Here is a 19,073-nt window from a genome sequence, read left to right on the forward strand (position 1 = left end):
GCCGCTTCGGGAACCTCGGGACCCACCGTGTCCCCGCACCCTAGCGGCGCGGGGACACGATGCGCACGAAGTGTTTGCTAGTTGAGAAGGCTGCCTTGCAGTTCGGCACGGAGGTCCGGGGTCAGCACCGTACCCGCACGATCCACCAGCAGCGCCATCTCATAACCCACCAGACCGATGTCCGCGTCCGGATGGGCCAGCACCGCCAGCGAGGAACCATCGGAGATCGACATGATGAAGAGGAACCCACGCTCCATCTCCACCACCGTCTGATTCACCGCACCCCCCTCGAAGATGCGCGACGCACCAGCGGTCAGCGAGGTCAGCCCCGACGCGACCGCCGCCAACTGATCGGCACGATCCCGCGGGAACCCCTCGGACATGGCCAGAAGGAGGCCGTCGGCGGAGACCACCACCGTGTGCGACACCCCTGGGGTGTTGTCCACGAAGTTGGTGATCAACCAGTTCAGGTTCTGCGCCGCCTGGCTCATCGGGCTCACACTAACGCTCCTGATCATAGGTGCTGCCGGGCCCGAAGCCCGGTCGGTCATTCTGGGTGGTCCCCGGGCCGCCCGCGGTGCGTCCCCGCCGGACGCCGCGGTGCAGGTTGCTCAACCTGCCGCGGACGTCCTCCGGGGCACGGGAGACCTGGGGGCCGCCCTGGGGTGCCTGTTCCGGTTCCGCGGCACCCGCGACCAGGTTGGCCTTGGGTACGCGGCGGGGCAGGCCGGAAGGGGTGACTCCGCCGGCCATGGGGTCGCGGAGCCGCTCCGCCCGCTGCCAGCGCTCGTCGTTCGCCGTGCGCCATGCGGAGTCGTCGGAACGATCCTCCTGCCGTGGCACCTCCGGTGATTCCGCTTGTGGCTGGTACTGCGGAACCGGGGTGTCTCCGAGCGGCCGCCTCGGTTCGCGACGCGGCAGTCCCGCATCGGTCAGCGACTGCGTTTCACCCGAAGGCTGACCCGGTTGCTCGAAGCCTACGCTTTCCCCGCCGTCTTCGGGAGCGCCGGGTGCGGATTCCGTTTCCGCTTCCTGCCCGGCGTGCTGCCCGAGGTCGTAGGGGTTGCCGGCGTAACCGGCCCCGTAGTCCGGCCGGTACTCCTGCGGCTGGTACCCGGCCTGGTAGTCCTGCGGCGCCGGGTACTCCTGCCCGCCGGGCTGCCCGGCGCCGTACTCCTGGCCGTACTCCTCGTACGCAGCCGTCTCCCGGCCGTACGGGGCCTCCTGGACGTACGGGGACGGGGCCGGGGAGGACTGCGGGTAGAGGGCGTCCGGCGGGAGTCCGGCCTGCGCCTCCTGGGCGCCGTACTGCTCGTACTGGCCGTGCTCCTGCTGGGCGGAGCCGTAGGGAGCCTGCTGCGCGGTCTCGTAGGAGGGCTGCCGCGGCACCTCGTACTGCTGTCCCGCCTCCTGCGGGGCCCGCTCCTGCCGCTCCGTCCCGTACCGGTCCTCCTCCGGGGCGTAGCCCTCCTGCTGGGGCTCCAGAGCCGCCCGGCGCTCCTCGCGCAGCAGCGACCGGCTCACCGGGTCCAGCGGGTTCGGGCCGCCCTGCGGTCCGGCCGGGGCACCGTAGCGGGAGTCGTCGAAGCCCAGATCGGCGGCCGACAGCTCCCGCCGCTCCCCGTGGCCGGAGTCGGCGGCGATCTGCGGCTGCTCCGGGACAATCCGGGAGACGGTGAAGTCCTCCTCCGGCTCCTCCGTACCGCCGCCGCCGTGCGTGATCGCCTCCGGGAGCATCACCAGGGAGGTGGTGCCCACCTGCTCCCCGGAGGGACGCAGCTGGACGCGGATGCCGTGCCGGGCGGCGAGACGGCCCACCACGAACAGGCCCATGCGCTGCGAGACGGAGACGTCCACGGTCGGCGGATTGGCCAGCTTGTGGTTGATGTCGGCGAAGTCCTCGGGCGTCAGACCGATGCCCTTGTCGTGTATCTCGATCATCACCCGGCCGTCGGGCAGCCGGGTCGCGGTGACACGGACCTTGGTCTGCGGGGAGGAGAACGAGGTGGCGTTCTCCAGCAGCTCGGCCAGCAGGTGCACCAGGTCGGTGACGACCGCGCCGTGGATCTCGCTCTCCGGGAGGCCGGCCAGCTCGATGCGCTCGTAGTCCTCCACCTCGGAGGAGGCCGCGCGCAGCACGTCCACCAGCGGCACCGGCTGGTTCCAGCGGCGGCCGGGCTCCTCGCCGGCGAGGACCAGCAGGTTCTCGCCGTTGCGGCGCATACGGGTCGCCAGGTGGTCCAGCCTGAAGAGGTTCTCCAGCTGGTCCGGGTCGGCCTCGTTGTTCTCCAGTTCCGTGATGAGGGAGAGCTGGCCCTCGATGAGGCCCTGGTTCCGGCGCGAGAGGTTGGTGAAGATCGCGTTGACGTTCCCCCGCAGCAGCGCCTGCTCGGCGGCGAGCCGGACCGCCTCCCGGTGGACCTGGTCGAAGGCCTTGGCGACCTCGCCGATCTCGTCGCGGCTGTCGATCGGGATCGGCTGGACCTTGGTGTCGACCTTGCCCGGATCGGTGCGGGAGAGCTGGTCGACCAGCATCGGCAGCCGCTGCTGGGCCACGTCGAAGGCGGCGGCACGCAGCCGGCGCATGTTGTTGCTCATCGAGCGGGCCATCATCGCGGCGACGAAGAAGGCGATCAGCAGGGCGGCCAGCACGACGACGGAGTTGATCACGGCGTCCCGTTTGGCGTCCGCCGCGATCTGCCGGGTCTCCTCCACCGCCTTGTCGGTGAGCTCCTTCTCCACCGCGCGGTAGGCGTTGAAGTCGCCGGTGGCGACCGTGTACCAGTTCTCGGCGGTGACGCCCTGGGCCCGCAGGTCCCGGGGGGACGCCCCGGAGGCGATGGCCTCGACCATCCGGTCGGCGGTGGGCGGGCTGACGAAGGACTCGCCGGCGGTCTCGGCCTCCTCCTCGGCCTCCTGGAGCCGCTGCCGGCTGTCCTCGTTGCCCTTGACCATCTCCTCCTGGAGCCGCTCCCAGTCCTCGGGGGTACCGCCGCTGCGGTACTCGTCGACGGCGATGCGCTCCAGGTAGGCGTACGAGGCGAAGGCGGTGAGCTGGCGCCGCAGGTCGTCCTCGTCCGGCCCCGGTTTGATCAGCAGATGGGTGCCGATGGAGCGCTGGAGCGACCCGGCCGCCTTGGCGAGCGAGACGGCGTAGACGGTACGGCCGTAGGAAGTGATGTTCCCGGTGCCCAGTCCCAGTTCGTTGGCGAACTCCATCAGCGAGTGCTGGATCTGGACGTAGCCCTCCTCCGTCTCCACTCCGTCCAGGCGGCTGGTGTAGGCGGCCTCACGCAACTCGGTCAGCTTCGGCTCGACCTGGAGGACGGCGGCGAGACGGCGCCTGAGGCCCTGGTGGTCGGGCATCTGGTCCACCTGCCGGTGGAACTCCTCGCGCGCGGCGTCGGTGACGTCGCGCACCTCCTTGACGACCGGATCCTGCGTGTTGCCCTGGAGGAGCGGCGCGGCGGTGCGGTCACGTTCGTCGATCAGGGCGTGGGCGTAGGTGGCGGCCGCCCGGACCAGTTCCGCGGTGCGCTCGGCCTCTTCCGCCTCGCGCAGCGTGTCCAGGGAGCTCTGCACCCGGAAACCGCCGAAGACCAGGGCCACGAGCACGGGTATGAGCAGGATGGCGTTCAGCTTGGTGGCCACCCGCCAGTTGCGGGCCGCGAAGCGTCCTCCGCTCGTTCTCCCACCGTTTCCGGGCAGGTCGGAGAGCGCCTCCGCGTCGCGTTGCGGCGGCGTGAAGTTGCCCCGCGGCTCCCGGGGTGGGGAGCTCGAACTGCTTCGCCTCACTCGACCAAACCTCTCGGCTTCAGCCCATCGTCTTCGATGAAACAGTAACTACTGCTCAGTTCAGCGAATTTCAGCACGCTCGGCAGAAGCTTTCCAAACACCTGATCCAGCGGTCCCTCTCCAGGGAATCCAACGAGCAAAAGGGACACAAGCCGTAAAAGCCAACAAGATTTCAGTGGTTCGTGCGCTCTGGGGAGCGGCACGCTCGCGTCGCGTGTTCTCGGTACTCCAATTCTCTGTCGAAACGTTATGAAGACCGGGACGGGCGGGGCACACGGCCCGGCCCGTCCCGGTCACAGATCCATGACGCCTCGTCGCCGTCCGCGGTCCGGCGGGACGAGGGGACGTACCGCCCGAGGTCAGCGCAGCCGTGCCAGGAGGGCGTGCTCGACCAGGGTGATCAGGGCGCTCTTGGCCTCCGCCCGCTGCCGGGCGTCGGTGGTGATGATCGGCGCGTCCGGACCGATCTGCAGCGCCTCGCGCACCTCGTCCGGCGTGTAGGGCTGGTGCCCGTCGAAGCCGTTGAGCGCGATCACGAACGGCAGACCCGAGTTCTCGAAGTAGTCCACCGCCGGGAAGCAGTCCGCCAGCCGCCTCGTGTCCACCAGCACCACCGCGCCGATCGCACCACGCACCAGGTCGTCCCACATGAACCAGAACCGGTCCTGCCCGGGGGTGCCGAACAGGTACAGGATCAGGTCCTGGTCCAGCGTGATCCGGCCGAAGTCCATCGCCACCGTCGTGGTGGTCTTGCCTCCGGTGTGGGTCAGGTCGTCGATCCCCGCCGACGCGGCGGTCATCACGGCCTCGGTACGCAGCGGGTTGATCTCCGACACGGCGCCCACGAAGGTCGTCTTGCCCACGCCGAACCCGCCCGCCACCACGATCTTCGCGGAGGTGGTGGCACGTGATGCAGGAGCCCCGTAGGCGGCCTGCGGGCTAGAGCTTGCGAAGTCCACTGAGCACCCTTTCGAGCAGTGTCACATCCGGTGCGCCGCCGGGCTCGCTGCTGCTGCCCGGCTGATGGATCGCCACCATTCCGGCCTCGGCCAGGTCGGCGACGAGAATCCGTGCCACCCCCAGAGGTATGGCGAGCAGGGCGGAGATCTCCGCCACCGACTTGACCTCCTGGCACAGATGGCAGATCCGCTGGTGCTCGGGCAGCAGCCCCATGAGCTGTGCCGGATCGGCGCTGGTGCTCACCAGTGCCTCGATGGCGAGCTGGTACCGCGGTCGGGTACGGCCCCCGGTCATGGCATACGGCCGCACCAGCGGTTGGTCGCCTTCGCCGCCGTACGGCATGTCGTTCAGGCCACCGTACGGACCGGGTGAGGCGGGCGGCGGGGTCATGGCTCCTCCGGGCGAGGCATGGGGTCGGCGATGCGGACTGTAGTGCTCGTGTGGGGGGAGCGGGGCCTAATTGAGAAGACTGCCTTGCAGTTCGGCACGGAGGTCCGGGGTCAGCACCGTACCCGCACGATCCACCAGCAGCGCCATCTCATAACCCACCAGACCGATGTCCGCGTCCGGATGGGCCAGCACCGCCAGCGAGGAACCATCGGAGATCGACATGATGAAGAGGAACCCACGCTCCATCTCCACCACCGTCTGATTCACCGCACCCCCCTCGAAGATGCGCGACGCACCAGCGGTCAGCGAGGTCAGCCCCGACGCGACCGCCGCCAACTGATCGGCACGATCCCGCGGGAACCCCTCGGACATGGCCAGAAGGAGGCCGTCGGCGGAGACCACCACCGTGTGCGACACCCCCGGGGTGTTGTCCACGAAGTTGGTGATCAACCAGTTCAGATTCTGCGCCGCCTGGCTCATCGGACTCAACTAACGCTCCTGCTGGTAGGTGGGGCCTGTACCGCGGCTGCCGCTGGCCTGGCCGTTTCCGGCCTGTCGACCCTGCTGGATGCCCCGGCGGAGATTGGTCAGCCGGCCGCGGACGTCGGCGGGTGCCCGCGAGACCTGCGGGCCGGCCGGCGCGGTCTGCCGCTGCTGCGCGGTACCCGCGACCAGATTGGCACGCGGGACACGGCGCGGCAGCCCGGAAGTGGTGACTCCGCCCGAGGCGGGCTGCCGGAGCTGCTCGGCGCGGCGCCAGCGCTCGTCGTTCGGACTGTCCTGCCAGCCGCCCGCAGCCGCGCCGCCGTTGCGCTCGCCGCCGATGGCGGGCTCCCGGCGCGGCGGCTGCGGAGCCGGTGCGGAGGATGCGGGAGCGGCCGGCGCGGGCCCTCCGGCCTCCGGCTGGGGCCGAGACGCTCCCATGGAGCGGGAGTCGCCCGTGGCCGGCCCGGAGGAGGCGGCCTCCTGGGCGGCTCGCCGAGAGCTGAACCAGTTGTTCTCGACCGACTCGAAGATCGGGGTCCGCTCGCTCGAGCCGACGGCGGCCGCCGAGCTGCCGGGCAGCTCGTAACCGGCACCGCTCTGAGGGGCGGGGAAACCCTGCTGGGGGGTGTACTGCCCCGTCGGCTGGGGTGCGGGCGCCTGGGGGCGCGGGAACTGCCCGGTCTCCTGAGGACCCTGCGGACGCGGGAACTGCCCGGTCTCCTGAGGACCCTGCGGACGCGGGAACTGCCCGGTCTCCTGAGGACCCTGCGGACGCGGGAACTGCCCGGTCTCCTGCGGCCCGGCGTTCGGTTCCAGCCGCGGGAACTGCGCCGTCTCCTCAAGACCGGCGGACGGCTGGTACGCGCCGCCCCAGTCGGGACGGGCGTACTCCCCGGTGGCCCCGGCCTCCTCGTGACCGCGCGGCGCGTCGGAGACCTGGTGCGGACCGGGCATCCGGTCGCGCGGTCCGTCGGCCCAGCTCGGGCGCCGGTCGTCCGATCCGGGGGGCAGCTCGCCCGCCGGGCCGCCGTCACGCTGCGGGAAACGGTTCCCGGAAGGCTCGGGGCGCGCCTCGGAACCGAAAGCGTTCATCGCGCCCGCGCCCGCCGTCGGGGCACCCGCCCCGTGCCGGGGGGACTGTCCGGGCTGTCCGGGCTGCCCGGCGGGACGGGGCGGAGCCCCGAAGCCGCCGCCCGCGGGGGCGCCACCGCCCGGCAGGGCCGCACGCGAGGAGCCGCCGCCCTGGACCTGGTTGCGGGTGGGCAACCCACCGAGCCTGCTGGTGCCGGACTGGGTTCCGCCGCCGCCCTGCGGCTCGCGCCGGAGCGTGGCGGACGGAGGGGTGCCCTGACCGTTGTCGGCGCCGGCACCGGGCTTCTTCGGCTGTCCGTCGCGCTGGGTGACGTCGACCGGAAGCATGACCAGCGCGGTCGTACCGCCGGAGTCGGAGGGACGCAGCTGGATGCGGATGCCGTGCCGCAGGGAGAGGCGGCCGACCACGAACAGGCCCATGCGGCGGGAGACCGAGACGTCGACCGTCGGCGGGTTGGCCAGCCGCTCGTTGATCGCGGCCAGGTCCTCGGGCGACAGCCCGATGCCGGTGTCGTGGATCTCGACCAGCACCCGGCCGTCGGGCAGGGCGTGACCGGTGACCTTGACCTTGGTCTGCGGGGAGGAGAACGAGGTGGCGTTCTCCAGCAGCTCGGCCAGCAGGTGCACCAGGTCGTTGACGACCCGGCCGGCGACCTCGGTGGTGGGCACGGAGCTCAGCTCGATGCGCTCGTACTGCTCCACCTCGGACGCGGCGGCGCGCAGCACGTCCACCAGCGGCACCGGGCGCGTCCAGCGGCGGCCGGGTTCCTCACCGGCGAGAACCAGCAGGTTCTCGCCGTTGCGGCGCATACGGGTCGCCAGGTGGTCCAGCTTGAACAGCGAGGAGAGCTGGTCCGGGTCGGCCTCGCGGGACTCCAGTTCGGAGATCAGCGACAGCTGACGCTGGATCAGACCCTGGCTGCGGCGCGAGAGGTTGGTGAACATCGCGTTGACGTTCCCCCGCAGCAGCGCCTGCTCGGCGGCGAGCCGGACCGCCTCGCGGTGGACGTCGTCGAACGCCGCGGCCACCCGGCCGATCTCGTCCCGGCTGTGCACACCGACGGACTTCACGGAGGTGTCCACGTCCTGCGGGTCCGCCTCGGAGAGCTGCTTGACCAGCTCGGGCAGCCTGCGGTGGGCCACTTCCTGCGCGGTGTCCTGCAGCCGGCGCAGCGAGCGGACCATGGAGCGGGCCACGACGAACGCGCCGACCAGCGAGATGCCGAGCACGAGCAGGACGAGGACACCGTTGACGAGGGCCGCCTGCTGGGCGTTCGCCCGCAGTCGGCGTGCCTCTTCGTCCATCTGGGTGAGGAGGGACTCCTCGATCTTGCTCATCTGCTCGATCTTGACCCGGTCCTGGTCGAACCAGTCCAGGTACGAGCGGTTCTCGCGCGAGATGCCCTCGGGGTCCTTCACCACGCGCTCGGCGTACTGGTCGGCCGAGGTGATGTTGACGATGCCCTCGTCGAGCGGCTTGGTGAGTTCGGCCGCCTCGCCACCGCCGTAGATCTCGGTGAAGCGCTTGCGGGCGGCGCTCTCGGACTCCCAGGCGCTCCGGAGGAAGAGGTGGTCGTTCTCCGAGAGTTTCGGGCCGTCCTCGTGGGCCAGACCGGCGCTGATGATCGCGCGCTGCATGGAGGCGTACTCCTTGGCGGAGGAGAACGCGGCCAGCGCGCGGGTGCTCTTGATCATCTCCGGGTTGCTGGTGGCCTGTGCCATGTCCTGCGACAGGTTCAGCAGCGACTCGATCAACTGGTTGTAGTCGTTGACCGTCTGGGAGACGTTGTTCGGGTTCTCGTACGCCCGGTCCCGGATGGTCTTGAGCCTGTTGAGCTGTCGGTTGACCTCGGTGACCGTCGCCCGGACACCGGAGAGCGTGTCGTCCTCGGCGTCGGCGATCTGGCCGGCCGCGTCGAAGAAGGCCACCTTGACCTGGTCGGTCCCCTCGCGCGGCCCGACGACCGCCTCGTCCTTGGGGTTGCCGGTGCCGGTCAGCGGGCCGGCCGAGTTGTCCCGCTCCTCCTGGAGGGCCGCCGCCAGCTCGGTGGCGTGCTCGGTCATGTCGGTGAGCAGCTTCATGCTGTCGAGCTGCTCGACCTCGGTCAGCGAACTGTTGATGCGCAGCGCGCCCAGCGAGGTGGCCGCCACGACCGGGAGCGCCAGCAGCGAGACCAGACGGGTGTTGATGCTCCAGTTGCGCAGGGCGAGACGGGAACCCGTCGAAACGGGCCCCTTGGGCTTCCCCCCATCGGGCTCGCCGTCCGGCTGCGCGTTCGGACGCATGCCTCCGTCGGTGTCGAGGGCCTGCTCCCGGCCACCGCTCTCCTGGGCGCGCTGAGGAGAGGAGCCGCGGTCGCTCGCACCACGCAGCTCCGGGTCCCCCACAGCGCTGTCATCCCTCTTGAAACGTCCCTGCACTAGCGTCGCAACCTCTGGACCAGGCGTCCCCCCGCGAACGGCGGAACGGTATCGAGTCGGGAAGGTCCGGAGGACCCCCCTGACGGTCGTGAGTGACCGGCGCACCCTCAAGTCACCACCGCGCGGCGCTCCCTCTGCGCCCCCTGCGCGCCGGCTCGTCTGCGGCGGTCCGTGGAATTCCAGCACAGTGCAGGATCTCCAACAAGGCCCGTGGATAAGGCTGTGACATGCGTGACTCTGCGCAGGCAGGGCGTCGCGGAGGGTGCGGGACGACAGTCCCATTGCGGACTTTTGGCAGCTAGTCCCCCGGGGGAGCACGAGAGCGCCCGCTGCCCCGGTAGCGCCACCAGAGGGCGCTATGACCGATTAATCACTTGTTTGGCGATTGGCCAACCAGGGTATGGCGGGGTGGTATGCGGCTTTTGCCCGGTGAGTCGTGAGTAAAATCACAGACGGATCGTTACCTGAGTCATCCCTGGCAGGGAACAGGGACCCTTACGCTCAGCTTTACACAGCAGTGGTGAACGACAAGAAGGCGAACGGGGCAGAGTCCGTGAAGACGACGATGATCATGCGCAATGTTGCCAACCCGCGGCGAACCACCCTGGTCCACCTGAAGAACGCCGACGAGCTCACCCCGGCGCCCCGGGCCGAGCGGGTGGACGCGCAGGACGCGGAGGCAGCCCTGCCGCCCCAGACCGCCAACCCGCGGCGGACCGTTCTGGTGGACGCCCCCGCCGGCTGAACGCGGTGGACCGCTCCGGCCCCGCATCCCCGGAGGGGGATGCGGGGCCGGAGGCTTGTACGGGCCCGGGGGGGGTCAGCGCGGGTCAGCCCTGCCAGCTGTGGGGGGCGCGGTAGCCCAGACCGCGCTCCAGCCGGCGCCAGCGAGCCGGAGCGCGGCGCGGGCCGACGGCGGGGCCGGTACCGGCCGCGGCGGCGCGGGCCAGCAGCAGCGCGGTGACCGCGGCGAGCTCCTCCTCGGAGGCATGTCCCTTCTCGACACGGACCACACCGGTGGTTCCGGCGGCGGAAGCACTCACAGCACACTCTCCAACACGATCGGCCTGACGGCCTCTGGACGGGGGACGGGAAGGGTCTCGTCCGGGGGACGGCGGATCGCCGGCGGACCCCGGGGTGGCCGGCGCTCTACTGCGGCGGGTTGCCGTGCTTGCGGGCGGGCAGATCGGCGTGCTTGGTCCGCAGCATCGCCAGGGTGTCGACGAGTACGGTGCGGGTGTCGGCCGGGTCGATCACGTCGTCCACCAGACCGCGCTCGGCCGCGTAGTACGGGTGCATCAGCTCGGCCTTGTACTCCTTGACCAGCTCCGCCCGCGTCTGGTCGGGGTCGTCGGCCGCGGCGATCCGCCGGCGGAAGATCACGTTCGCCGCGCCCTCCGCGCCCATCACCGCGATCTCGTTCGTCGGCCAGGCGTAGGTGACGTCAGCCCCGATGGACTGGGAGTCCATCACGATGTACGCGCCCCCGTACGCCTTGCGCAGCACCACCGACACCCGGGGCACGGTGGCGTTGCAGTACGCGTACAGCAGCTTCGCCCCGTGCCGGATGATCCCGCCGTGCTCCTGGTCCACGCCGGGCAGGAAGCCGGGCACGTCCAGCAGCGTGACGATCGGGATGTTGAACGCGTCGCACATCTGCACGAACCGGGCGGCCTTCTCGGAGGCGGCGATGTCCAGCACCCCGGCCAGCTGCCGCGGCTGGTTCGCCACGATCCCCACCACCTGGCCGTCCAGCCGCGCCAGCACACACAGGATGTTGGTGGCCCACCGCTCGTGGACCTCCAGCACCTCGCCGTCGTCGACGATCTCCTCGATCACCGCCCGCATGTCGTAGGGGCGGTTGCCGTCGGCCGGCACCAGGTCCAGCAGTGCCTCGCACCGTCGGTCTGCCGGGTCGGCGCTCTCCGCGGCCGGCGGGTTCTCCCGGTTGTTCGCCGGGAGCATCGACAGCAGATAGCGCACCTCCTCCAGGCAGGTGGCCTCGTCGTCGTAGACGAAGTGCGCCACCCCCGAGGTCGCCCCGTGCACCTCCGCGCCGCCCAGCCCGTTCTGGGAGATCTCCTCCCCGGTGACCGCCTGGACCACATCGGGGCCGGTGATGAACATCTGCGAGGTCTCGCGGACCATGAACACGAAGTCGGTCAGCGCCGGGGAGTAGGCCGCACCGCCCGCACAGGGCCCCAGCATCACACTGATCTGCGGGATCACCCCGGACGCCTTGGTGTTGCGCTGGAAGATCCCGCCGTAGCCGGCCAGCGCCACCACGCCTTCCTGGATCCGGGCGCCGGCCCCGTCGTTCAGCGACACCAGGGGCGCGCCCGCCGCGATGGCCATGTCCATGATCTTGTGGATCTTCGCCGCGTGGGCCTCCCCCAGCGCGCCGCCGAAGATCCGGAAGTCATGGGCGTAGACGAACACCGTCCGCCCCTCCACCGTCCCCCAGCCGGTGACCACTCCGTCGGTGTACGGCTTCTTCTCCTCCAGGCCGAAGCCGGTGGCCCGGTGCCGCCGCAGCGACTCCACCTCCCGGAACGAGTCCGGATCCAGCAGCAGCTCGATCCGCTCACGCGCCGTCAGTTTGCCCTTCGCGTGCTGGGCCTCGGTCGCCTTCTCGCTCGGGCCGCGCCGTACCTGCTCGCGGATCGCGTGCAACTCCGCCACCCGGCCGCGGGTGTCACCCGCCGCGGTCGGTGCCTGGGACAGATCGGTCATATACAGACCCTACGAAACGGCCCCGCCATTCACCGTCGTCAGATTCGTACAGTCTCCGCCCGGAATTCATGGCCACGCTGGACAGAACTGCATCTCAGATACCACGTACACCAGGGAAGACTCCGAGTTTCGGCGTCGCGCACTGTGGAGTTCCCACAGTGCGCGACGAACACGTTCCGGATGTGCGGCTGAGCTTCCGTGACGGCCGCTCAGCCCTGGGGCTCCGCTCCGGCCCGCAGCAGCCCGTAGGTGTAGGCGTCGACGAGGGCGTGCCAGGAGGCGGCGATGACGTTGTCGGCGACACCGACGGTGGACCACTCCTCCCTGCCGTCGCCGGTGGTGACCAGCACCCGGGTGGTGGACTCGGTGCCATGGGTGCCCGCCAGGATGCGGACCTTGTAGTCCACCAGCTCCATCTGGGCGAGTTCGGGGTAGATCCGCTCCAGGGCCAGCCGCAGCGCCCGGTCCAGGGCGTTGACGGGGCCGTTGCCCTCGGCGGTGGAGACGGTGCGCTCGCCCTTTGCCCACAGCTTCACGGTCGCCTCGTTGGCGTGGGAGCCGTCGGGGCGGTTCTCCACGATGGCGCGCCAGGACTCGGTGGTGAAGAAGCTCCGCGGCTGTTCCTCCGTCCCCTCCCGCAGCAGTTCCTGGCGCAGCAGCAGCTCGAAGGACGCGTCGGCCGCCTCGTAGCTGTAGCCCCGCAGCTCGCGCTCCTTGACCCGCGCCACGATCCGGCCGACCAGCTCGCGGTCCCCGCTCAGGTCGATTCCCAGCTCCTTGCCCTTGAGCTCGATGGAGGCGCGGCCGGCCATGTCGGAGACCAGCATCCGCAGCCGGTTGCCGACCAGTTCGGGGTCGATGTGCTGGTAGAGGTCGGGGTCCACCTTGATGGCGGAGGCGTGCAGCCCGGCCTTGTGCGCGAAGGCGGACACGCCCACGTACGGCTGATGGGTGTCGGGGGTGAGGTTGACGACCTCCGCGATGGCGTGGGAGACGCGGGTCATCTCGCGCAGCCTGCCCTCGGGCAGGACGGCCATGCCGTACTTGAGCTGGAGGGCGGCCACCACGGAGAAGAGGTTGGCGTTGCCCACCCGCTCGCCGTAGCCGTTGGCGGTGCACTGCACATGGGTGGCGCCCGCGTCCACCGCGGCGAGGGTGTTGGCCACCGCGCAGCCGGTGTCGTCCTGCGCGTGGATGCCCAGCCGGGCGCCGGTGTCGGTGCGCACGGTCCGCACCACGGCCTGGACCTGGGCGGGGAGCATGCCGCCGTTGGTGTCGCACAGCACCACCACGTCGGCGCCCGCCTCGTGGGCGGTGCGCACCACCCGCGTGGCGTACTCGGGATTGGCCAGATAGCCGTCGAAGAAGTGCTCGCAGTCGACGAATACCCGGCGTCCGGCCGCGCGCAGGTGCTCCACGGTGTCGCGGACCATCGCCAGGTTCTCCTCCAGCGTGGTGCGCAGCGCCAGTTCCACATGGCGGTCGTGCGACTTGGCCACCAGGGTGACCACCGGCGCCTGCGACTCCACCAGTGCCCGCACCTGCGGGTCCTCCGCGGCGGTCACCCCGGCCCGCCGGGTGGCGCCGAAGGCCACCAGCCGGGCGTGCCGGAAGTCGATCTCCTCCCGGGCGCGCCGGAAGAACTCGGTGTCCCTGGGGTTGGCACCGGGCCAGCCGCCCTCGATGAAGCCGACGCCGAAGTCCTCCAGATGACGGGCGATGGTCAGCTTGTCCGTGACGGAGAGGTTGATCCCCTCCCGCTGCGCCCCGTCGCGGAGCGTGGTGTCGAAGACGTGGAACGCGTCACTGACGTGTGACGCGTCACCGGGGTGCTGGGCGTCCGCGGTCTCGGTCATGCTGGTCTGGCTCCTGTCGGATGAGTGAAGTTCCGGAAGGTTCGGCTCCACTTGTCCCCATCATCCCTCACGCCCTCGTTCCGGCCGGATGGGGCCGGAAAACGAAAAAACCCCTCGCGGGTGCGAGAGGTCTGCGCGCGGGTCTGGGACACGGTGTCCGCGACCGCACTGGGTGGTACGGAGGCGGTCACTGCGGACCGGCGCGCCTGCTGCCAATAATCATGGCGGACGAGGGCATGGACGCAGTCTGGCACGGATGCGGTCCGGACGGGAAACGGTCTCACGATGTGGATGGCCGGGGTGCGGTCGGCGGGCCGGCCCGCCGACCGCACCCCGGGGCCAGGACACCCCGGGCGGCGGCGCGGCGGTGCTCAGCCCAGCTTGTGCATCCAGCCGTGCGGGTCCGCCGCGCGGCCGGTCTGGACGGCGAGCAGCGCCTCCCGCAGCCGCATCGTGATCTCACCGGGCTCGCCGTCGCCGACGGTCCACTCCGCGTGCGCGGACTTCACCGAGCCGACGGGGGTGATGACGGCCGCGGTACCGCAGGCGAACACCTCGCTGATCGAGCCGTCGGCGTTGCCCCCGCGCCACTCCTCGGCGGAGATGAGCCGCTCCTCGGTGCGGTAGCCCAGGTCGGAGGCGATGCTCAGCAGCGAGTCACGGGTGATGCCGGGCAGCAGGGTGCCGGTCAGTTTGGGGGTGACGATGGTGGCGTCCCCGCCCGACCCGAACACGAAGTACAGGTTCATGCCGCCCAGTTCCTCGATCCAGCGGCGCTCGACGGCGTCCAGGTACACCACCTGGGCACAGCCGTGCTCGGCGGCCTCGGCCTGGGCGAGGAGGGAGGCGGCGTAGTTGCCGCCCGTCTTGGCGTCGCCCGTGCCGCCGGGGGCGGCGCGCACGTACTCCTGCGACAGCCACACCGAGACCGGCTTGACGCCGCTGGGGAAGTACGCGCCCGCGGGCGAGGCGATCACCATGAACAGGTACTCGTTGGCGGGCCTGACGCCGAGCCCGACCTCCGTGGCGAACATGAAGGGCCGCAGGTACAGCGACTGCTCCCCCTCGCCGGGGACCCATGCCCGGTCCTGCCGCACCAGCAGGTCGCACGCCTCGATGAAGGTCTCCGCCGGCAGCTCGGGCATGGCCATGCGGCGCGCGGACCGCCGGAAGCGCTCGGCGTTGGCGTCCGGGCGGAAGACCGCGACCGAGCCGTCGGCCTGGCGGTACGCCTTCAGTCCTTCGAAGATCGTCTGGGAGTAGTGCAGCGTCATGTTCGCCGGGTCCATCTGGAGCGGGGCGTACGGCTGGAGCTGCGCGTCGTGCCAGCCGCGGCCCTCGGTCCAGCGGATCGTGATCATGTGATCGGTGAAGTGCCGGCCGAAGCCGGGATCGGCGAGCACCGCCTCGCGCTCCGCGTCCGGCGTCAGGTGCGCGGAGGGCTTGAGGTCGAATTCGATACGGGGCGTCGTCATCGTGAGCGCGTCCTTCACTGAGTGTCCTGGCGGACCGCGCGCCCGTGCCCCCCGCGGCGCCGGGACGTCCGGGGCTCCGCGGGTACTAGGACATCCGAGTTTCCGCGCGGACGGCGGACCCGTGTCCGTTGTCCGGAGACGTCGGGGAACGAGGTGCCGTGCGGCGGGCACGGATGGGCGGCCCTGGGGTAGATGGTCGCACCCAACCGCCGAGTAGCACAGCGGCCGGGCACTGGCGGGCCCGGCCGGCGGTGTGCGGCGGGGCGCTAGCCGGTTACGCGTACCGCGAGAGCGTCACCGATCTCGTCGGTGGTGCGGGGGGCGGAGCGCTCCGCGAGGTCGGCGGAGACCGCTTCCTCGATCCGCGCGGCCTCGGTGTCGAGGCCGCGGTGGCGCAGCAGCAGCGCGACGGACAGGACCGCCGCGGTGGGGTCGGCCTTGCCGGTGCCGGCGATGTCGGGCGCGGAGCCGTGGACCGGCTCGAACATCGACGGGAAGGCGCCGGTGGGATTGATGTTCCCGGAGGCGGCCAGTCCGATGCCGCCGGTGACGGCGGCGGCGAGGTCGGTGAGGATGTCGCCGAAAAGGTTGTCGGTGACGATCACGTCGAAGCGCTCGGGCCGGGTGACGAGGAAGATCGTCGCGGCGTCCACGTGGAGGTAGTCGGTGGTGACCTCCGGGTACTCCTCGCCGACCCGGTCGAAGGTGTTCTTCCACAGGTGGCCGGCGTGGACCAGGACGTTGTTCTTGTGGACCAGGGTGAGCTTCTTCCGCGGCCGGGCCTTCGCCCGCTCGTAGGCGTCCCGCACCACGCGCTCGACGCCGTAGGCGGTGTTCACGCTGACCTCGGTGGCCACCTCGGCCGGGGTGCCGGTCCGCAGGGAGCCGCCGTTGCCGGTGTACGGGCCCTCGGTGCCCTCCCGGACGACGACGAAGTCGATCTCGGGACGGCCCGCGAGCGGGGTCGCGGTGTTCGGGAAGAGCTTCGAGGGCCGCAGGTTGACGTAGTGGTCGAAGGCGAAGCGCAGCTTGAGCAGCAGCCCGCGCTCCAGCACCCCGGAGGGGACCGACGGGTCGCCGACCGCGCCGAGCAGGATCGCGTCGTGGGTCTTCAGCCGCTCCAGCTCCGCGTCCGGCAGGGTCTCTCCCGTCGCGTGCCAGCGCTTCGCACCGAGGTCGTACTCCTCCGTCCGCAGCTTCACATCCCCCGGCAGTACGGCGGAGAGGACTTTCAGCCCCTGGGCCACGACCTCCCGGCCGATGCCGTCACCGGGAACCACTGCGAGGTTGATGCTGCGAGACATGGGAGGGACCTTACCGGCCGTCCCAGGAGATGACACGCACCGTCCACGATGCGGAACACCCGTCCTGGCCGGCGCACGGCCGGCGTTCGGGTGGCGCGCGCCCGGTCAGCGGCCGGGAGCGCCGCCGTTGTCGCGCCGGTCCAGGGCCCGCTGGAGGGCGGCGGCGGCGTTCTTGCGGTCGGTGTCGTTGCGGTGGGCGCGGGGGTGACGGGCACGGCGGCGTGCGGTCTCGTCCATGGTCGACTCCCTGGGGGATCGGGGAACCCGGAGGATCCGGAGAGAAGGAGAAGGGTCCAGCGCGCCGTAAGCGGCGGGAGCGTCCGGTGCGGCAGGGGTCGCCTGCGGGAGGGCACCGCGCTCATCCGCCATTCGCTGATGGAGCGAGACGTTCGGCTCCTACCAAAGTAAGGGCTGAAAGCTGTGATGTCCCGCCTAATAGTTTGCCTTCCTACTATCTGAGACGGCGACCTTCCGCAGATGTCTCTGAGCTGCGGTTTCTCCGCTGTGACCCCGGCCACTTCACCCGTTCGGAGGAGGCCGGGACAGCCGAAACGTTCCGCCCGCCGGACCGGCGCCTGGCGTCGTCGCCGTCGCTTGTACGGCGACGACCGGCCCGCCCACACTTCAAGGAGGAGGTGCTGCACCATGACCGCTGTCACCCACGAGGCGCCCGAGACCGTCGAGACCGCCGACGAGCACCCAGAACGTCCCGAGGGCCCCGGGCACTCGGAAGCCCCGTCCGGACACACCCTGGACGAGGCTCTGTGGCAGGCGTGGACCGGACCGCTCCGCGGCTCCTGAGCGGCGCCCTCGCGCCCGCGTCCCGTGTGTCTCCGGCCCCGGCCCCGGCACATGCGCGCCGGGGCCGGGGCCGGTGTGGAGACCGCGGCGTTCAGCCCATGTGGGGGTAGCGGTAGTCGGTCGGCGGGACCAGGGTCTCCTTGATGGCGCGGGTGGAGGTCCAGCGCGTCAGGTTCTGCTTGGAGCCCGCCTTGTCGTTGGTGCCCGAGGCCCGGCCGCCGCCGAAGGGCTGCTGGCCGACGACGGCGCCGGTGGGCTTGTCGTTGATGTAGAAGTTGCCCGCCGCGAAGCGCAGCGCCTCACAGGCGTGGGCCGCGGCGGCGCGGTCCCGGGCGATGACGGCACCGGTCAGGCCGTAGGGGGCCACCGACTCCATCTGCTCCAGCACCGCCGCCCAGTCGCCGTCCTCGTAGACGTGCACCGCCAGGATCGGCCCGAAGTACTCCTGCCAGAAGACCTCGCTGCCCGGGTCGGTGCAGGTCAGCACGGTCGGGCGGACGAAGTAGCCGGTGCTGTCGTCACAGGTGCCCCCGGCCACGATCTCGCAGGCCGGGTCGGCCTTCGCCCGTTCGATGGCCGCCTTGTTCTTGGCGAAGGCCCGCTCGTCGATGACCGCGCCCATGAAGTTCGCCAGATCGGTGACGTCGCCCATGGTCAGGCCCTCGACCTCGGCGGTGAACTCGTCGCGGAAGCCGCCCTCCCACAGGGAGCGCGGCACGTAGGCGCGCGAGGCGGCCGAGCACTTCTGGCCCTGGTACTCGAAGGCGCCGCGGGTCAGCGCGGTCTTCAGCACCGCCGGATCGGCCGAGGGGTGGGCGACGACGAAGTCCTTGCCGCCGGTCTCGCCGACCAGTCGCGGATAGGTCTTGTAGGTCGCGATGTTCTCGCCGACCGTCCGCCACAGGTACTGGAAGGTCTGCGTGGAGCCGGTGAAGTGGATGCCCGCGAGGTCGGGGTGGGCCAGCGCCACCTCGGAGACCTCCCGGCCGTCGCCGGTCAGCAGGTTGATCACGCCCGGCGGCAGTCCGGCCTCCTCCAGCAGCCGCATCACCGTCACCGCGGCGAACGTCTGGGTGGGAGAGGGCTTCCACAGGACCACGTTGCCCATCAGGGCCGGGGCGGTGGGGAGGTTGCCGGCGATGGCGGTGAAGTTGAAGGGCGTGATCGCGTAGACGAAGCCCTCCAGCGGGCGGTGGTCCAGCCGGTTCCACACGCCGGGTGAGTTGGTGACCGGCTGCTCGGCCAGGATCTGGCGGGCGTAGTGGACGTTGAAGCGCCAGAAGTCGATCAGCTCGCAGGGCGCGTCGATCTCGGCCTGCTGCGCGGTCTTGGACTGGCCGAGCATGGTGGCGGCGGCCACCGTCTCCCGCCAGGGACCGGCGAGCAGTTCGGCGGCCCGCAGGAAGACCGCGGCCCGGTCGTCGAAGGACAGCGAGCGCCACGCCGGGGCCGCGGCGAGCGCGGCGTCGACCGCCTCCCGGGCGTCCTGCCGGGTGGCGTGGGCGGCGGTGCCGAGCACCGCCTTGTGGTTGTGGGGCTGTACGACGTCGAAGCGCTCGCCGCCGCCCATCCGCCGCTTCCCGCCGATGGTCATCGGCAGGTCGGCCGGACCGGCGGACAGCTCCTTGAGCTTCGCCTCCAGTCGGGCGCGTTCGGGTGAACCGGGTGCGTAGGTGTGCACCGGCTCGTTCACCGGCGTGGGGACCTGGGTCACGGCGTCCATGGGCCGTTTCCTCCTTCGGGGTCGGTCGTGTGGTGCG

The 19,073-nt window shown here is 70.9% G+C and carries 15 protein-coding genes; 2 read left to right on the top strand and 13 right to left on the bottom strand.

Going from position 1 to position 19,073, the window contains the following annotated elements; translation table 11 throughout:
• Nucleotides 1-77 precede the first annotated feature (77 nt).
• The 6 genes from V1L54_RS04185 to V1L54_RS04210 all read right to left on the bottom strand — a co-directional run bounded on the left by V1L54_RS04185 (nt 78) and on the right by V1L54_RS04210 (nt 9,144).
• Complete coding sequence (locus V1L54_RS04185) at nt 78-491, bottom strand: roadblock/LC7 domain-containing protein (protein ID WP_030980891.1); 414 nt, start codon at nt 489-491, stop codon at nt 78-80.
• A gap of 10 nt (nt 492-501) precedes the next feature.
• Entirely contained in the window at nt 502-3,795 is a 3,294-nt protein-coding gene (locus V1L54_RS04190; RefSeq protein ID WP_443076472.1) for a sensor histidine kinase, read from the bottom strand.
• Nucleotides 3,796-4,154: 359 nt separating this feature from the next.
• Nucleotides 4,155-4,754, bottom strand: coding sequence for a GTP-binding protein (locus V1L54_RS04195; RefSeq protein WP_330116478.1), 600 nt, complete (start codon nt 4,752-4,754; stop codon nt 4,155-4,157).
• The gene (locus V1L54_RS04200; protein WP_330116479.1) at nt 4,735-5,145 is read right to left on the bottom strand and encodes a DUF742 domain-containing protein; all 411 of its coding nucleotides are present in this window, start codon (nt 5,143-5,145) and stop codon (nt 4,735-4,737) included. The genes V1L54_RS04195 and V1L54_RS04200 overlap by 20 nt, the downstream gene beginning before the upstream one ends.
• A gap of 66 nt (nt 5,146-5,211) precedes the next feature.
• The gene (locus V1L54_RS04205; protein ID WP_030980891.1) at nt 5,212-5,625 is read right to left on the bottom strand and encodes a roadblock/LC7 domain-containing protein; all 414 of its coding nucleotides are present in this window, start codon (nt 5,623-5,625) and stop codon (nt 5,212-5,214) included.
• A 9-nt stretch (nt 5,626-5,634) separates the two neighbouring features.
• Entirely contained in the window at nt 5,635-9,144 is a 3,510-nt protein-coding gene (locus V1L54_RS04210) for a sensor histidine kinase (RefSeq protein WP_330116480.1), read from the bottom strand.
• Between the two features lie 553 nt (nt 9,145-9,697).
• Here V1L54_RS04210 and V1L54_RS04215 point away from each other — a divergent pair.
• Nucleotides 9,698-9,889: a hypothetical protein gene (locus tag V1L54_RS04215; protein ID WP_330116727.1), complete on the top strand. Its 192-nt coding sequence runs from the start codon at nt 9,698-9,700 to the stop codon at nt 9,887-9,889.
• Between the two features lie 85 nt (nt 9,890-9,974).
• Here the strand turns inward: V1L54_RS04215 and V1L54_RS04220 are convergent, their stop codons facing one another.
• The 6 genes from V1L54_RS04220 to V1L54_RS04245 all read right to left on the bottom strand — a co-directional run bounded on the left by V1L54_RS04220 (nt 9,975) and on the right by V1L54_RS04245 (nt 16,749).
• Nucleotides 9,975-10,187, bottom strand: a complete 213-nt coding sequence (locus V1L54_RS04220; RefSeq protein ID WP_330116481.1) for an acyl-CoA carboxylase epsilon subunit — start codon at nt 10,185-10,187, stop codon at nt 9,975-9,977.
• 106 nt (nt 10,188-10,293) lie between these two features.
• Nucleotides 10,294-11,877, bottom strand: coding sequence for an acyl-CoA carboxylase subunit beta (locus V1L54_RS04225; protein WP_330116482.1), 1,584 nt, complete (start codon nt 11,875-11,877; stop codon nt 10,294-10,296).
• A 209-nt stretch (nt 11,878-12,086) separates the two neighbouring features.
• Nucleotides 12,087-13,733 (bottom strand): citramalate synthase, encoded by a 1,647-nt coding sequence (gene cimA, locus V1L54_RS04230; RefSeq protein WP_330116483.1) that lies wholly within the window; start codon nt 13,731-13,733, stop codon nt 12,087-12,089.
• A 371-nt stretch (nt 13,734-14,104) separates the two neighbouring features.
• Complete coding sequence (locus V1L54_RS04235) at nt 14,105-15,208, bottom strand: branched-chain amino acid aminotransferase (RefSeq protein ID WP_330116484.1); 1,104 nt, start codon at nt 15,206-15,208, stop codon at nt 14,105-14,107.
• Between the two features lie 266 nt (nt 15,209-15,474).
• Nucleotides 15,475-16,512, bottom strand: coding sequence for a 3-isopropylmalate dehydrogenase (locus V1L54_RS04240; protein ID WP_330116485.1), 1,038 nt, complete (start codon nt 16,510-16,512; stop codon nt 15,475-15,477).
• Between the two features lie 105 nt (nt 16,513-16,617).
• Nucleotides 16,618-16,749: a hypothetical protein gene (locus tag V1L54_RS04245; protein ID WP_330116486.1), complete on the bottom strand. Its 132-nt coding sequence runs from the start codon at nt 16,747-16,749 to the stop codon at nt 16,618-16,620.
• A gap of 408 nt (nt 16,750-17,157) precedes the next feature.
• On the opposite strand from V1L54_RS04245, the gene V1L54_RS04250 reads away from it, so the two are divergent.
• Nucleotides 17,158-17,313, top strand: a complete 156-nt coding sequence (locus tag V1L54_RS04250) for a hypothetical protein (protein ID WP_330116487.1) — start codon at nt 17,158-17,160, stop codon at nt 17,311-17,313.
• Nucleotides 17,314-17,404: 91 nt separating this feature from the next.
• Here the strand turns inward: V1L54_RS04250 and pruA are convergent, their stop codons facing one another.
• The gene (gene pruA, locus V1L54_RS04255; protein WP_330116488.1) at nt 17,405-19,036 is read right to left on the bottom strand and encodes an L-glutamate gamma-semialdehyde dehydrogenase; all 1,632 of its coding nucleotides are present in this window, start codon (nt 19,034-19,036) and stop codon (nt 17,405-17,407) included.
• Nucleotides 19,037-19,073: the final 37 nt, after the last annotated feature.

The organism is Streptomyces rubellus (assembly GCF_036323805.1).
Lineage (GTDB): Bacteria > Actinomycetota > Actinomycetes > Streptomycetales > Streptomycetaceae > Streptomyces.

Coding starts and splice junctions, on each gene's coding strand:
- V1L54_RS04185 (WP_030980891.1), bottom strand. CDS start 491: ATGAGCCAGGCGGCGCAGAACCTGAACTGGTTGATCACCAACTTCGTG.
- V1L54_RS04200 (WP_330116479.1), bottom strand. CDS start 5,145: ATGACCCCGCCGCCCGCCTCACCCGGTCCGTACGGTGGCCTGAACGAC.
- V1L54_RS04205 (WP_030980891.1), bottom strand. CDS start 5,625: ATGAGCCAGGCGGCGCAGAATCTGAACTGGTTGATCACCAACTTCGTG.
- V1L54_RS04225 (WP_330116482.1), bottom strand. CDS start 11,877: ATGACCGATCTGTCCCAGGCACCGACCGCGGCGGGTGACACCCGCGGC.
- cimA (WP_330116483.1), bottom strand. CDS start 13,733: ATGACCGAGACCGCGGACGCCCAGCACCCCGGTGACGCGTCACACGTC.
- V1L54_RS04235 (WP_330116484.1), bottom strand. CDS start 15,208: ATGACGACGCCCCGTATCGAATTCGACCTCAAGCCCTCCGCGCACCTG.
- V1L54_RS04240 (WP_330116485.1), bottom strand. CDS start 16,512: ATGTCTCGCAGCATCAACCTCGCAGTGGTTCCCGGTGACGGCATCGGC.
- V1L54_RS04245 (WP_330116486.1), bottom strand. CDS start 16,749: ATGGACGAGACCGCACGCCGCCGTGCCCGTCACCCCCGCGCCCACCGC.
- V1L54_RS04250 (WP_330116487.1), top strand. CDS start 17,158: ATGACCGCTGTCACCCACGAGGCGCCCGAGACCGTCGAGACCGCCGAC.
- pruA (WP_330116488.1), bottom strand. CDS start 19,036: ATGGACGCCGTGACCCAGGTCCCCACGCCGGTGAACGAGCCGGTGCAC.